Annotated in this window: 13 protein-coding genes and 2 pseudogenes; 10 read left to right on the forward strand and 5 right to left on the reverse strand. The window is 71.4% G+C overall.

The genetic code is table 11. From position 1 onward, the window contains the following. Nucleotides 1-236 precede the first annotated feature (236 nt). Nucleotides 237-521, forward strand: a pseudogene (locus MXD60_RS30220) (YciI family protein); the annotation flags it as partial. Here the strand turns inward: MXD60_RS30220 and MXD60_RS06240 are convergent. Together MXD60_RS06240 and MXD60_RS06245 are read right to left on the reverse strand one after the other, a co-directional pair. Then, the gene (locus MXD60_RS06240; protein WP_248818011.1) at nucleotides 487-972 is read right to left on the reverse strand and encodes a RodZ family helix-turn-helix domain-containing protein; all 486 of its coding nucleotides are present in this window, start codon (nucleotides 970-972) and stop codon (nucleotides 487-489) included. The pseudogene MXD60_RS30220 and the gene MXD60_RS06240 overlap by 35 nt on opposite strands. A 187-nt stretch (nucleotides 973-1159) precedes the next feature. Then, a complete protein-coding gene (locus MXD60_RS06245; RefSeq protein ID WP_248818012.1) occupies nucleotides 1160-1840 on the reverse strand; it encodes a histidine phosphatase family protein in 681 nt (226 codons plus the stop codon). 321 nt (nucleotides 1841-2161) lie between these two features. On the opposite strand from MXD60_RS06245, the gene MXD60_RS06250 reads away from it, so the two are divergent. The 6 genes from MXD60_RS06250 (at nucleotide 2162) to MXD60_RS06275 (ending at nucleotide 7306) form a co-directional block, all read left to right on the forward strand. Next, complete coding sequence (locus tag MXD60_RS06250; RefSeq protein ID WP_248818013.1) at nucleotides 2162-3802, forward strand: zinc-binding metallopeptidase family protein; 1641 nt, start codon at nucleotides 2162-2164, stop codon at nucleotides 3800-3802. A gap of 333 nt (nucleotides 3803-4135) precedes the next feature. After that, nucleotides 4136-4369: a hypothetical protein gene (locus MXD60_RS06255; RefSeq protein WP_248818014.1), complete on the forward strand. Its 234-nt coding sequence runs from the start codon at nucleotides 4136-4138 to the stop codon at nucleotides 4367-4369. After that, complete coding sequence (locus MXD60_RS06260; RefSeq protein ID WP_248818015.1) at nucleotides 4366-5076, forward strand: hypothetical protein; 711 nt, start codon at nucleotides 4366-4368, stop codon at nucleotides 5074-5076. The genes MXD60_RS06255 and MXD60_RS06260 overlap by 4 nt, the downstream gene beginning before the upstream one ends. A 198-nt stretch (nucleotides 5077-5274) precedes the next feature. Continuing rightward, nucleotides 5275-5751 (forward strand): fluoride efflux transporter CrcB, encoded by a 477-nt coding sequence (gene crcB / locus MXD60_RS06265; protein ID WP_248818016.1) that lies wholly within the window; start codon nucleotides 5275-5277, stop codon nucleotides 5749-5751. A gap of 37 nt (nucleotides 5752-5788) precedes the next feature. Further along, on the forward strand, nucleotides 5789-6163 hold the full coding sequence (locus tag MXD60_RS06270; RefSeq protein ID WP_248818017.1) for a fluoride efflux transporter FluC: 375 nt from the start codon (nucleotides 5789-5791) through the stop codon (nucleotides 6161-6163). Nucleotides 6164-6319: 156 nt separating this feature from the next. Next, nucleotides 6320-7306, forward strand: a complete 987-nt coding sequence (locus tag MXD60_RS06275) for a methyltransferase domain-containing protein (RefSeq protein WP_248818018.1) — start codon at nucleotides 6320-6322, stop codon at nucleotides 7304-7306. 224 nt (nucleotides 7307-7530) lie between these two features. Here the strand turns inward: MXD60_RS06275 and MXD60_RS06280 are convergent. From MXD60_RS06280 to MXD60_RS06290, 3 genes and pseudogenes are all read right to left on the reverse strand, one after another. Next, nucleotides 7531-7653 (reverse strand): annotated as a pseudogene (locus tag MXD60_RS06280) (hypothetical protein); the annotation flags it as partial. A 389-nt stretch (nucleotides 7654-8042) separates the two neighbouring features. Further along, nucleotides 8043-8714: a response regulator transcription factor gene (locus tag MXD60_RS06285; RefSeq protein ID WP_248818020.1), complete on the reverse strand. Its 672-nt coding sequence runs from the start codon at nucleotides 8712-8714 to the stop codon at nucleotides 8043-8045. 85 nt (nucleotides 8715-8799) lie between these two features. Beyond that, on the reverse strand, nucleotides 8800-10617 hold the full coding sequence (locus MXD60_RS06290) for an ATP-binding protein (protein WP_248818021.1): 1818 nt from the start codon (nucleotides 10615-10617) through the stop codon (nucleotides 8800-8802). Between the two features lie 977 nt (nucleotides 10618-11594). Between MXD60_RS06290 and MXD60_RS06295 the strand changes: the two genes are divergently transcribed. From MXD60_RS06295 to MXD60_RS06305, 3 genes are all read left to right on the forward strand, one after another. Continuing rightward, the gene (locus MXD60_RS06295; protein ID WP_248818022.1) at nucleotides 11595-11882 is read left to right on the forward strand and encodes a putative quinol monooxygenase; all 288 of its coding nucleotides are present in this window, start codon (nucleotides 11595-11597) and stop codon (nucleotides 11880-11882) included. Nucleotides 11883-11999: 117 nt separating this feature from the next. Beyond that, nucleotides 12000-12956 (forward strand): ABC transporter ATP-binding protein, encoded by a 957-nt coding sequence (locus MXD60_RS06300; protein WP_248818023.1) that lies wholly within the window; start codon nucleotides 12000-12002, stop codon nucleotides 12954-12956. Continuing rightward, on the forward strand, nucleotides 12953-13750 hold the full coding sequence (locus tag MXD60_RS06305) for an ABC transporter permease (protein WP_248818024.1): 798 nt from the start codon (nucleotides 12953-12955) through the stop codon (nucleotides 13748-13750). Before MXD60_RS06300 ends, MXD60_RS06305 begins: the two co-directional genes overlap by 4 nt. Nucleotides 13751-13754: the final 4 nt, after the last annotated feature.

Genomic DNA, 13754 nt, shown 5'->3' on the forward strand with positions numbered 1-13754 from the left:
CGCTGCCACCGATCAGGGCGGTCCTGCTCCGGAGCCGTGTCGATCCTCGGGCCACTCGTTCGACGTGCGGGTAGAAGGGGCCAGAGGCGGCCAGAGGCGGCCCGGCCCAAGGAGGAGAACACGCTGGCGAAGTACATGCTGATCATGCAGGGCACCGATGCGTCGAACGCGGCTCTGCTGGCCGGGTTCGAGGCGTTGGCAGCCTCAACGCACCAGTACATCGAGGACTTGTCAAGGCCGGCGTGTTCGTCGCCGCCGAAGGACTGGACGACCCGGGCCAGAGCGTCGTGGTCGACTTCGGCGGCGATACCCCGGTGGCCAAGGACGGACCGTACGGAGAGACCAGGGAGCTGTTCGGGGGCTACTTCCTGCTCGAAGTCGCCTCGAAGCAGGAGGCGGTCGAGTGGGCCAGGCGGACCACAGGCGCGCGGTGCCCCGTCGTTACTGGATACCGAGGTGGCACAACCAAGGGGAAATCGGGCCCGGTCAGCTGGGGCATTCCAGGCCGAACTCGGCCATGACGGCGGCGGGTACACCGTCGCCGCAGCCGACCTCGGAGGAGCCGAGGCTGACGACCTTCCAGGCTCCGCCGGTCTGGTGCAACACCACCTGGGCGCCACCGGCGGAGGGTGCGGAGGTGCCGGCGTAGGCCCAGGTGGGATCGATCGAGGAGATGATGACCTTTTCGACGGCGGCGTCCCTGGCGATCGCCGGATCACGCTTCACGGCATCGGCGATCGCGGCGACGGGCGACGGGGTCGCGGTGGCGACGGGCGTTGGGGACGGCGCGACGGCCTGCGTCGGGGATACGACGACGAACGGCGTCGGGGATGCCGTCGCGGCGGGTGCCGAGGACGGGGTGACGTCGGCGCTGACCGGACCGGACACGGCCTGCTGCCGGTCAGCCTTGCACCCGCCCAGGACCATGGTCAGGCCGAGCACCGCCGCGAACACCCCCACAGTTCTCGTCACTGCGAGCAAGCGAGTACTGGCCATGTCAACCCCCGGGGAGATGCGGTCGGTGGAGGCTAGCACCGGTGTTCGGTCATCCCGGCTTGAGTCGGGTATCAGTCAGACGACGGACATTCCGCCTGGCGAGCCGGCCCACGCCGCCGACCGCACCATGGCACCGCACTCGCCGGGGTGCGGCGGCGGTTCGCTAGTGGGCCGCGCGGTTCTCCGCGGTGGCCTCGGCCACCGGAGCGCCGGTGACATCGTGCGTGGTGACGCCAGGATGGGCGGTCCCACCGAGCGGTTCGCTGTGCCACTGAAGGAAGGTCCAGCCGGCCGACGGATCGCCTTCGAGCGTGACCAGGCCGGTGTTCGAGAGCCAGCGGTCCTCGACCGGCCCGACGCCGGGCACCCGGATGCCGACCCAGGCCCGGATCGCGGCACCGTGACTGACGACCACGGCGGTGTCCTGCTCGCCGCGTGCGGCCGCGATCTTCGCGATCGCGGCGTCATATCTGCCGACGAACTCGTGACCGTTCTGCCCACCCGGCATCGTGCGGTCCAGATCGCCGTGGATCCAGGCGCCGGCGACGGCCAGGTAGGCCATGATGGACGTCCGGTCGCTGCGCAGCTCGAGATCGCCCGCGACGATCTCCTCGAGGCCCTCCTCGACGCCGACCGTCAGCCCACGCGCTTCGGCGAGGGGCGCGGCGGTGAGCTGGGTGCGGATCAGGACCGAGGCGTGGATCGCCGAGATCGTCTCGCCGCGGAGCACGCCGGGCAGGGCCCTTGCCTGCGCCTGGCCAAGGGCGGTCAGCTCGGCTCCCGGCCGCGCGGTATCGAGGGCCCCGACGACGTTGTAGGGGGTCTGGCCATGGCGGAGCAGCATGAGGCGCATCGCAGCAGAGTCTAACGTGCGACGTTCACTCAGGCATTCGATGACGAACGCGGCCGTCGTCCCGCGCCGCAGCCGGAACCGCAGGGACGTGGGGCGTCCACGTCGGGTCGCGGCTCGGGAGACGCGGCGCCATTCCCGTGCTGGCGGAGGCGTTCCGGCCGGTAGGTCGACGGCGAACACCTCCCGCCGTGGGCGGCCGCTTTCCAACAGTGCGCGGAGGGTTGCGCGTGGGCATGACGAAGGCCACTATCGCGCAAGGCTTCACCCCCTTGGGCCAGCGCGCCGGCCCTCGCTTCGAGGAGGCTTGCCACGGTGCCTGACTGGCCCGGCTCCGACGGCTCCGACGGCTCCGGCTCCGACGCCGCCGGCGGGAAACTCGATCGCCGACGGTTACTCCGACTCGGGACGGCGGGCATCGCCCTCGGTACGGCCGGCGGACTACTTGCCGCCTGTGGCGGCGGCGCGGCGAGCAACGGCGCGGCCGCGGCGGGATCAGCCTGGCCGAGCGCGCGGCTGCCGGCGTCGGCGGCGCAGTCGATCGACCCGCAGCAGTTCCTGCCCACGAGCCAGTTGCAGGCGTACGGCGTCGAGGCGGACCGGCTGGGGCTGCGGGCGACCGGAGCCGCGAACCACGAGGGGTACCTGCGCACCCTCGCCGGGCAGTTCCGGCGGGCGGGCGTTGCCGACGTGGCGTTGGAGCCGGTGCCGATGCGCCAGTGGCTGGCCACGTCCTGGTCGTTGTCGGCGGGCGGCGGTGAGCGGGCAGACACGTACTACGTGCCGTACTCGCAGCAGACCGGGCCCGGCGGCGTCACCGCCCCGATGGTCCACCTGCCGCTGGGCACCGGCGACGAGGCCGCGGTGCGCGCCGCCCTCGCGAGCGTGGACGTCAAGGGAAAGATCGCTGTCTTCGAGGTCGCCTACACGGCACTCACCCTGCAGACGTTCATCGGCATCAGTTACCCGGGCGCCTACCTGCAACCGGCCGGCGACCCGCGCGGCGTCTCGACCGCCTACCGCCGTCCCTGGTTCAACACCATCGCCCGGACGCTGGACCTGATCGCCGCGGCCGGCGCCGTCGGCACCGTCGGCATCTGGCCGGACCTGCCGGGGCGATGGGCCCGGCAGTACACCCCGTACGACGCCGTGTTCCGGCCGATCCCCGGGCTGTGGATCGACCGCGACGGCGGCGCGCGGCTCAAGGAACTGGCGGGCAACGGCGCGCCTGCCACGATCAGGCTCGAGGCGACCGTCCGCGACACCACGACCCACAACCTCGTCGGCTACATCACGGGCCGGTCCACCGAGCTGACCGTCCTGCACACGCACACCGACGGGACGAACGGCATCGAGGAGAACGGCCCGATAGGCATCCTCGCCGCCGCCCAGTACCTCGCCCGGCTCCCCAGGACGTCACTGCCCCGCACCATCATGATCATGCTGTCGACGGGTCACTTCGCCGGCGGCGTCGGCATCCGGCACTTCCTCACCCAGCACGCCGCCGACCTGGTGCCCCGGATCAGCTCGATCCTCACCCTCGAGCATCTCGGCACCCGGGAGTACCTGCCCGCCGCCGACGGCTCGATCCAGCCCACCGGACGGACCGAACTCGGCACGTACTTCGCGCCGAACAGCCCGGGCCTGGTCGCCGCCACCAGCGCCGCCGTGCGCCGGGACCAGATCTCCTCCACCGTCGCCCGGCCCTTCTCCGCCGGCCCGCCCGACGCGAAGCAGCCCGTCGGCTGGCCCGGCGAAGGCACCTACTTCTGGTGGTACGGCGGCCTGCCGACCGCGAACTACATCACCGGCCCCTACGGCCTGATCACCGCGGATCTCGACACGACCGACATGGTTGACTACAGCCTGATGCGCCGCGAGGCCATGACCTCGGTCGGCACCATCCTCCAACTGGCCGCCACCAGCAGCGCCGAGCTACGCGTCGCGGCCGGCTGAGAGCGAGTCGTCCTGACTGGCGAACAGCCCCCGACGGCCAGCCGTACCCGATCTACGGCCGGCGGTTCAGCGTCGGCAGACCCACGGCGGACACACCGGTGATCGTGCTCGTGCACGGCGTGGACGCCGACGCGTACATCTGGGACCTGACGCCGCAGTGGTCGGTGGCCCGCCGGCTCGCCGCCGCCGGGTACGTCGTCCTCGCCTATGACCGGCTCGGCTACCGGTACAGCCCCTACACCGGCGAGGGTGGGCCCACCGCGCTCGCCGTCTCCGCGCAGCAGGCGGTCCTGGGAGACCGCCTCCTACGTCGCCCAGGCCACGGAGAACGCGATGCTGATCCCCCGCACCGGTGCCGTCCCCGTGCTGCTCGCCGGCGCCGACCACGACGCGATCATGCCCGGTCAGGCGAACGCGCTCGAGCTGTCCGCCTGGCGTGAGCACTGCGGCTGCGACGTCTCCCAGTTCGTCCTGACCGACACCGGCCACGCGTTCCAGGCACACCGCTCCCTCGACCAGTGGACCAGCCACGTCGTCACCTGGCTGCGGCAGAAGGGAATCCGATGAGCACGACCACGAGCGGCGGCTTCTCCGTCCGCGGGAGGGTGGCCATCCTCGTGGCGGCCTCGGTGACGGTTCTCGCGGGCTGTGCCGGTGACGGGCTGCCTGGTGGACTGGCAGCCGCGACGACACCGCAGGCCGCGGTCACCCGGCAGGTGACGCTGGCCCCGGTCGACCAACGCGGACAGGTGACGAGCGGCTGGAGCGTCGACGAACGTGACGACGACCCCGACTCGCCGATCGACTGCGGGGACACCAGCCAGGCGTACCCGTCGCCGGCCGGCGTCAGCGGCGACATCTACTACTGTTCGCCGAGCGCCGCCGGCGCCGACGCCTGCTGGCCGACGCCCCGGCCCCGCCGGATGCTCTGCCTCCACGACCCGTTCGCCACCACGCTGTCCGCGCTGACGGCGACGGCGCTCGTCGCCAAGGTCCCCCCGGCGGGCAACCCCGTCCCGCTCGGCCTGCGCCTGGCCGACGGCGACAGGTGCCGGCTGCGTGACGGCGGCGCGTGGGGCTCCCCGGAGAACCATCCCGACTACGTCGGCTACTACTCCTGCGGCCAGGGGGGCATCGTCTGGGCGCGCCCGGATTCGCCCGCCGGCGGCATCGACAGGACCACCAGCCGCTGGACCGTCCTGCGTGGCGACGTCACCGGCCCCCTCGCCACCGTTCCCGTCACCGAGGCCTACCTCGTCGCCACCGCCCCCTGAGCCGCTGGCCTCGGGTCCGCCCCCGCCGACACGCCGGCCGGCCTCGTCACGTCCCTGGGTACAGTGATGATGGCTGCCTCCGGGCGCCACGGCGGTGGGGCCCGCCGTACCCGAACCGCGGCGGTCGCCGCCAACGGTCCCTGCTTGTGGCGAGTCGCGCCCACACTGGCCGGGGCGCCGCGCAGGTGGGGAGTGTCCATGGCTGACGTCGGGAAGGCCGTCGAGCCCACCGATCCCGATGTTGATCTGCATGTTCCGGCGCAGCGAAGTGAGCTTCGCCGGGCGCCGGGCCCGCTGCTCGGGATGATCGCCGCCGGCGGCGCGATCGGCGCCTGCGCCCGGTACGGGCTGGGGCTGGCGTGGCCGCCACCGGCCGGCGCGTTCCCGTGGACGACGTGGGCGGTGAACGTCTGCGGCTGCGCGGCGATCGGCGTGCTGATGGTGCTGATCGCCGAGATGCGGACCGCGCATCCGCTGGTCCGCCCGTTCCTGGGCACCGGGATCCTCGGCGGGTTCACCACCTTCTCGACGTATGCGGTGGACGCGGAGCGGCTGCTGGACGCCGGCCGGGCGGGCCTGGCGTTGGCCTACCTGGCGGGCACGATGCTCGGCGCGCTCGGCGCGGTGTGGGCGGCCGCCACGGCGACGCGGCGGCTCGCGCGGGGGCGGCGATGACTCGTGCGACCGGACGGCCTGCGCGCGGAGCGGGCCGGTGAACTGGCTGCTGGTGATCGCCGGGGCGGTGGTCGGCGCGCCGCTGCGGTATCTGACCGACCGCGCCGTCCAGGCACGCCACGACTCGGTCTTCCCGTGGGGCACCTTCACGGTCAACGTCGCCGCGACCCTGGTCCTCGGCCTGGTCACCGGCGCGGTGACCGCCGGGGCCGCCTCGCCGCGGGTGGCGCTGCTGATCGGGACGGGGTGGTGCGGGGCGCTCAGCACCTGCTCGACGTTCTCCTACGAGACGCTGCGCCTGGCCGAGACCGGCTCCCGGACCCTCGCCCTGCTCAACGTGGTGGGCAGCGTGTTCGCCGCGATCGGAGCCGCCACCCTCGGCGTGGCGCTGTCGCGGGCGATCTGGGGCTGAGGAAACGCGGACGCGGCGGCCGGCCCGAGCTGGCGTTCCACGGCCCGTTCGCGCTGCCCAGGGTGACCGGAACCATGCGCAGGACCGCGCGAAGGAGGTTCGCGGCACCGCCGAACGGGACAGGTCCTCAGTACTGAGGAAAAGGAGCACTGCCTGATGCAGCCGTCCCCGACCAGCGATCACCCCGCGCCCGTCATCGACCGTACCGTTCCGTCCGGGGGCCGCACGCTCCGGGAGCCACCGTTCGACGGGCCACAGGTGCACCACACGTCGACGCCGGCCGCCGGCCGCCGACCGCCGGCGCGCCACGAAGGCCCGGCCGCCAGTGAGGCCCGGGTGCTCGCCGTCGTCGACGGTCCGGACACGGCGGACTACACGGACGCAGCCGACTATGTGGCGCACACGGCGACGCTGCGGGGAGTCGTCCGGCAGCGGCTGGTCACCCGCGCGCTGATCGAGCATCTGCCGCCCGCACCGGCGCGGCTGATCGACATCGGCGGCGGGAACGGCGTGCAGGCGATGGAGTTCGCCCGGCGGGGATATGACGTGACCGTCTGCGAACCCGACTCGCGGATGCTGGCCGAGGCGCGCCGCGTGCTGGCCGGCGCCCCCGAGTCGGTTCGCCGCCGCGTCGAACTGGTCCAAGGGGACGGACGGGACGCCGTTCGGCTGGTGGGAACGGGCTGGGACGCCACCTTCTGCCATGGCGTGATCATGTTCGTCCCGGAGCCCGCGCCCCTGCTGAACGTCCTCGTCGAGCTCACCCGCCCCGGCGGGATCGTCTCCGTGGTCGGCAAGAACGGCCCGGCTCTCGCGTTGCGCGCGGGACTGCAGAGCCGCTGGCAGGACACCGCGGCGCTGCTCGACGAGCCGGGGTTCACGGCAGCCGCCGGGCCGGGCCGGCAGCCGACGGTGCCGCTACCGCCCGGCGACGATCCGGCGAACGTCGCCGCGATCCTCACCGCCGCCGGAACGCGCCCGCTCGCCTGGTACGGCATCAGGACCTTCACCGACCATCTCGGCGACCTCCCACCAGGACCGGACGTCGACACCGTCGTCGACGCCGAATGGGCGGCCGGCGCGCGGGACCCCTACCGCGGGATCGCCCGCCTGATCCACCACGTCCATCGCCGGACCGAGTAACGCGGCGGCTGCCTGCGGGTCCGGCCTGCGGCGCGGCCGCACGGGTCAGCCGGGTCGCGACCCGGCGGTCAGCGCCGGCGACGGTCTCGCGGAGGACAGCCCTCGACGGAGCGCTCGAGTCAACGCACCGCCCAGAGGCGGACCCGTCCCATCGAGGCTGGCTGTTGCCACGTTCTGGCCGTCAGGGGCGAACGCCACGGCGACAGCGGCCTCGGAGCGGCCGGTCAACGGCCCGCCGGCAGGAAACGGACTCGCGAGATAGCGACGTGCCAAAGCCGGACCGTACGGTCCTCGCTCGCGGTCGCCAATGTCAGACCGTCCGGCGACAACGCGACCGACTGCACCGACGAAACGGGATGATGATCGCGTGGGTCCCCGGAGCGTCGAACCCCTCAGCCGCCGCTGCCGCTTGAGCCTCCGCCACCGCTTGAGCCGCTGCTGCCCGAGCCGTGACCGCCCGAGTCCTGGCTTCCCGATCCGCTACTACCTGCTCCACTACCCGATCCGCTACCGCCTGAGCCGCCACCCGAACGGCTTCCTCGACCCCACAGTCCCATGGAAATCCTCCTGCCGACCTCGACTGTTTCGCGGGAAAGGCGCGGCGACCTTGGTCGGTACGTCGCGGACCTCCGCCTCGAGACCAGAATCCGCTTCGGATCGAGACGTAACATCAGGGCTGGCCCTGAATGCCACCTGCCGAGCGTGGATGCCGATCCGGGTGCCGACACCTTCTGTTTCAGCCGCGAAACCGCAGGTAGGAGAGCACCGCCAGCACCCGACGGTGGTCGTCTGCATCATGCTGCAGGTCGAGCCGGTTGAAGATGCTGCGCACATGAGAGTCCACGGTCTTCTCCGCGAGAACGAGTTGTCGGCGAATGCCGAGATTGGAACGGCCTTCCGCCATCAGCGCCAGCACCTCGCGTTCACGCTTGCTCAGCCTGTCAAGCTCACCCCGTCGAGACCGCATCATCAGCTCGACGATCGCGGGGTCGACCACGTAGCCACCCCGGGCAACGCGGCGCACGGCGTGCACGAAGCCAGCGCTACTGATGCGCTCCTTGAGGAGGTATCCCACGGCTCGGGCATCGCCGCCGAACACCGCGTCGAGGTAGTCGGACTCAACGTGCTGGGACAGCACCAGCACGGCGACGTCAGGGAAGGTCTCGCGGATCTCGGCCGCCGCCCGAAGCCCTTCTGTCGTGCAGGTCGGTGGCATCCGGACGTCCACGATGGCGATGGTCGGCCGGATGGCGGCGACGGTGGCCCGGAGGCTGGTCGGATCGCCGACCTGCGCCGCCACGTCGAAACCGTTGTCCCGTAACAGGCCGGCCACTGCCGTCCGGATCAGCTCCGCGTCGTCGGCCAGTACGACCCGGATCGGCGCCTCCGCCGGGGCTTGCACAGTCATTGGGCTGTACTCCTTCCGCTCGCCTGCCCGTGGACTGACCATCGTCGGGTTGTCCGACGCCGTCGTGCCGCCGTGAGGTGCATCGTCACGTCGCGTATCCCGCCTCTCGCTCAACGGGCCCCTCCCGTGGTGTCGTGGCCTGTTGAAGAGGGATGATCGCCGTCAGGGACGTGCCAGCGCCAGGCTCGCTGCGAACGGTCAACGCCCCGTCCAGCGCCGACACACGGTCGCGAAGTCCGAGCAGGCCGGTGCCAGCTTTGTCGTCGGCTCCCCCGACGCCGTCATCGGTCACCTGGACACGTAGTACCGAGTCGTGACAGCCGACAGTGATCCACACATGGGTCGCCCGCGCGTGCTTCACCGCGTTGGCAAGCGCCTCCGCCACCACGAAGTAGGCCGTCACTTCCACGGCCGGGCCTGGCCGGACCTCAGGCCGAGTGATCTTTTTCATCGTAACCAGACCCGCGGGGTCAGGAGACGGCAAATCCGACGTGCAGAGGTGAACATCCAGTGGAGAGCGTTCGGCGAGGCCGCGTATCGCGGGCACCAGTCCTGCATCAGTGAGAATGGCCGGGTGAATGCCACGGGCGAGCTCTCGCAGCTCGCCTATGGCCGCGTCCAGGCCGGTCGCGCAGTCGGCGAGCAAGTCCGCGGATCGGGCGTCGCCCGTGCTGTCCAGACGCTGCCGTGCCCGCCGCAAGCCCACCGCGACGGCCACCAGGCTTTGCTGCGCACCGTCGTGCAGGTCGCGCTCCAGCTGGCGGCGCGCGGCGTCGGCCGCGGCGACGATCCGCCCACGTGACGCCCGCACCTCGGCCAGTCGCGCGTGCACCTCGGCGGCCAACCGCTGGTTCTCCAGCGCCAGCCCCGCGGCCGCCGTCACCGCGTCCAGCAGGTGGGCGTCCTCCCGCAGCGCCGGGTCGTGCAGCAACGCGGCAACCCGGTGGCCACCGCGCTCGACGAGTCGGACACAGCGATCGGAGGTCACCGCCGGAAGCTCCAACGGCCGGCCCTCGCCGTCCACGAACGTCTCCGCCTCGGAATGCCAGTAACCGACCTGCAGCGCCGGGTCACCCAACGCCCGTGCCAGCTCCGCCCGCAGCCCGGCCGCGGACACCGGCTCCCGCAGCCGAACGAGCAGGCTTCCCACAGCGGAGCGCCCCAGCCGCACGCGCAGCACCCCGGCGAGGAACCCCAACGGCAACATGCAGAACGCCAGCCAGTACACCCAGAGCAACGTCGACCGCCACGGCTGGCCCGGACCGAGCAACCCGCCGACGGACGTGGCCGCGCCTCCCAGCAGGCCGGCGAGGAAGACCGGAGCGAGTACCCGACGCAGTGGCCGGCCGGCGCTCATCCATCTGCGGACCAGCACCACCAGCACGCCCGCGGCCACGACCGCGGAGAGTATGCCGACGGCGCGGTCGAGCAGCCCGCTGAGCCGCTCACTGTCCGCCAGCAGCAGCAGGTTGCGCCGTGGAATCGCGAGCCTCTCGTTGTTGGTGAACAGCGCTCTGATCGGAGCGAGCACGAACACGCCACCGTAGGCCGCCCCGACCAGCCATCCCTCCGTCTGCGAGGCCAGCCGGCCGTACGGGAACGCCAACACCAGATGAGCCAGAAATCCACTCGACGCCCGGGCGAACAGCAGGCCGGTGGTGTGGACCCACGGAGTGGTAGATAACTGGAGATCCTCGAAAAAAAGGCCGATACCGGCCAGGACGACGAGAAGCGCGACGGGGTTTTCCGGACGACGCGTATGCGCCACCACGCCGGCGACGAGAAAGAGGAGCCCGCCGATGCAGTTCGCCGCCGTGTCGGCGAGCGGGTGATAGTGCTGGTCGACCTTGAACGTCAGCGCGGCCACCGCGAGCGGCACGCCCAGTCCGACCGCGAGCCACACAGGTGAGACCTGGCGTGGGATACCACGGCGTCCACGATGCCAGCCGGTCCCGACCGCGATTCCTTCGACGCTCATTCCTCGGACATTCGCATCGCTCCGAGCGGGCTGTCAACGGATCTGTGCGTTCCTCGACGTTCATGTCGGGAACCCGGTTTGACGACGACCTGACCGGCGAGTGGGCCGGCCCGTCGCGGCCGGTCAGAGTATGTCGGACCAGCGCGGGCGGGCGGCTCCGACTGCCGGCGAATCACTGACCACGGGCGAGGCTGACCGCGAGCCGCCGCGGAGGTCGCCATCCGGCTGTTCAGGGTCAGCCCTGATGCCATTCCCACCCGAGAGCGGCACGCTGACTCCGTGCGGAAGCGTCGACGCCCGGCGTATGCGGGCGTCGACGGGCCCGACGATGTCCGGGTGCTGTCGCCGCGGTGGGCAGGACGGACTGGCTTGCTCTCATTTTCGTCCGGAAGGTGATGTATGGGACTTTCTCGCAGACAGGTCCTGGGAGCCGCGTCCGCGGCGACGGCGGGAGCTTTCATCCCGGCGACGGGCTCCGCAGCGATGGCCGCGACGGCGACACGGATCGGCACGACGGTCTCCTCACCGACCATTCTTGGAGGCGGCCCCTCAAGCACCCGTTCTATGTAGCCTTCGCGGCCGGCGGCAGCGATGGCGGAGCGACTCCAAACCACCCCTCTGAGCGGCATCCGTGGCGCCGCTCGATGCAAACACGCCCACGCCCACGAGTATCCGTTCGCGAACTACTACGGAACGTTCCGGGCCACGGGTCACGAGTCGCGCACCGCCGTATGCTGCTCCTCGACCTCGCCAGGCGGAAACACCCAGCGGGAGGCCCCGTCCATCAACCACTGTGGAGGCTGGCCTCCTCCGCGCCCGTGCTGTGCCTCAGGCCAGGGTCGCGATGAGTCCGAACGTTCGGAGCACTGGTCGGGCGGTTGCTGGAGACGAAAGGGGTTCAGATGGTGATCGTCGCGGGTCAGCTCGTCGTCGACCCTGCCCAGCGGGAGAGCTATCTCGTCGGCTGCGTCAACGTCGTGGAACAGGCGCGCCGCGCGCCGGGCTGCCTCGACTTCGCGATCAGCGCCGACCTGGTGGACCCGGGACGGATCAACATCTTCGAACGGTGGGAGAGCCAGGAGGCCGTCGAGGCATTCCGGGGCAGCGGCCCGAGCGACGAGCAGAGCGCGGCGATCTCCGCGGCGTCCGTGGCTGAGTACGACGTCGCGGATGCCCGCGCGCTGACCTGACGCGGCAGCCGGTCACCCGCCCTCGGGCAGGCGAGCCGGCGCCGCCGCCGGAACTACCCATACCCGCCACATCCCGAGCTTGACCTTGACCCTGGGTCAGGGTTCCAGCATGGGGGCATGACCACTACCGACCCCGCGATCGAGGTTGCCGGGCTCACCAAGTCCTACGGCGAGCACGCCGTGCTGGACGGCGTCGACCTGACCGTGCCGGAAGGCACCGTCTACGCGCTGCTCGGGCCGAACGGCGCCGGCAAGACGACCTTCGTCAACATCCTTTCCACCCTGCTGACCCCGGACGACGGCGTGATCCGCGTGGCCGGCTTCGACGTGCGGCGCGAGCCGGCCGGGGTGCGCGCCGCGATCGGCGTGACCGGGCAGTTCTCGGCGATCGACGAACTGCTCACCGGCCGCGAGAACCTGCGGCTGATGGCCGACCTGGCGCACCTCGACCGGTCGACCGCCGCCACCGCCGTGACCGTCCTGCTGGAGCGCTTCGACCTCGTCGACGCGGCCGACCGGCGGGCGCGGACCTACTCGGGGGGCATGAAACGGCGTCTGGATCTGGCCATGACACTCATCGCCCGACCCCGCGTGATCTTTCTCGACGAGCCGACGGCGGGTCTCGACCCACGTAGCCGTCGCGACCTGTGGGCGATCGTGCGCGAACTGGTCGCGGATGGCGTGACGGTGCTGCTGACGACGCAGTACCTCGAGGAGGCCGACCAGCTGGCCGACCGGATCGGGGTCCTCGACGGCGGCCGCCTGGTCGCCGAGGGCACGGCCGCCGAGCTGAAGCGGCGGGTACCCGGCGGGCAGGTGTTGGTCCGGTTCACCGACGCCGCGGCGCTGGCCGCGGCAGCGGCGGTACACCCGGGGGCCAGCGCCGACGCCGAGGCGCTCACCCTGCGGGTGCCGGGTGACAGTGGCATCGCCGGGCTGCGCCGCGTCCTTGACGGCCTCGACGACGACGGCGTCGCCGGTCTGACGGTCGCCTCCGCCGACCTCGACGACGTGTTCCTCGCGCTCACCGGCCGCGCGGCCGCAGCGCCGACCTCCCTGGAGATCCAAGCATGAGCAGCGCCACCTACACCGTCCGTGACTCGGCGACGATGCTGCGCCGCAACCTCCTGCACATCCGCCGCTACCCCTCATTGTCGATCATGCTGATTGCCCAGCCGATCGTCTTCCTGCTGCTGTTCGTGTACGTGTTCGGCGGGACCCTGGGCGCCGGACTACCAGGCCGGCACGACAGCGGGGACCGCAGCGACTACCTCGTGTTCATCACGCCAGGCATCCTGGTCATGACCGTCGCGAGCATCGCGCTCGGCACCGCGATCTCGACCGCGAGCGACATGACCACCGGGATCATCGCCCGGTTCCGGACCATGGACATCGCCCGCGTGTCCGTGCTCACCGGCCACGTACTGGGCGCTGTCCTGCGGACCGGCGGTGCCGTGGTGATCGTGGCGGCGTTCGCGTTCGGACTCGGGTTCCGTTCCGATGCCGGGCCGCTCGGCTGGCTCGCCGCGATCGGGCTGCTGATCCTCATCGCGTTCTCGCTCACCTGGCTGACCGTCGGCATGGGTCTGGCGGCGGACAGCGTGGAGACGGCCAGCAACACCCCGCTGTTCCTGATGATCCTGCCGTTCGTCAGCAGCGGGTTCGTGCCGACGGACGCGATGCCGGTCGGCTTGCGCGAGTTCGCGCGGTACCAGCCGTTCACCCCGATGATCAACAGTCTCCGTGCGCTCGTCACGGGTGCGCCGACGAACTCCGACCTGTGGTTCGCGATCGGCTGGTGTGTCCTGATCTCGTTGGTCGGCTTCCTCTGGTCGCGTCGGCTGTTCCTGCGCGTCCCCGCGAGATAGGAGA

This window comes from Frankia sp. AgB32 (assembly GCF_023243045.1).
Lineage (GTDB): Bacteria > Actinomycetota > Actinomycetes > Frankiales > Frankiaceae > Frankia.

What these genes read in the sequence shown, in the direction of transcription:
- MXD60_RS06255 (WP_248818014.1), top strand. Translation starts at nt 4,136, where the DNA reads ATGCTGATCCCCCGCACCGGTGCCGTCCCCGTGCTGCTCGCCGGCGCC.
- MXD60_RS06305 (WP_248818024.1), top strand. Translation starts at nt 12,953, where the DNA reads ATGAGCAGCGCCACCTACACCGTCCGTGACTCGGCGACGATGCTGCGC.
- MXD60_RS06300 (WP_248818023.1), top strand. Translation starts at nt 12,000, where the DNA reads ATGACCACTACCGACCCCGCGATCGAGGTTGCCGGGCTCACCAAGTCC.
- MXD60_RS06275 (WP_248818018.1), top strand. Translation starts at nt 6,320, where the DNA reads ATGCAGCCGTCCCCGACCAGCGATCACCCCGCGCCCGTCATCGACCGT.
- crcB (WP_248818016.1), top strand. Translation starts at nt 5,275, where the DNA reads ATGGCTGACGTCGGGAAGGCCGTCGAGCCCACCGATCCCGATGTTGAT.
- MXD60_RS06285 (WP_248818020.1), bottom strand. Translation starts at nt 8,714, where the DNA reads ATGACTGTGCAAGCCCCGGCGGAGGCGCCGATCCGGGTCGTACTGGCC.
- MXD60_RS06295 (WP_248818022.1), top strand. Translation starts at nt 11,595, where the DNA reads ATGGTGATCGTCGCGGGTCAGCTCGTCGTCGACCCTGCCCAGCGGGAG.
- MXD60_RS06245 (WP_248818012.1), bottom strand. Translation starts at nt 1,840, where the DNA reads ATGCTGCTCCGCCATGGCCAGACCCCCTACAACGTCGTCGGGGCCCTC.
- MXD60_RS06260 (WP_248818015.1), top strand. Translation starts at nt 4,366, where the DNA reads ATGAGCACGACCACGAGCGGCGGCTTCTCCGTCCGCGGGAGGGTGGCC.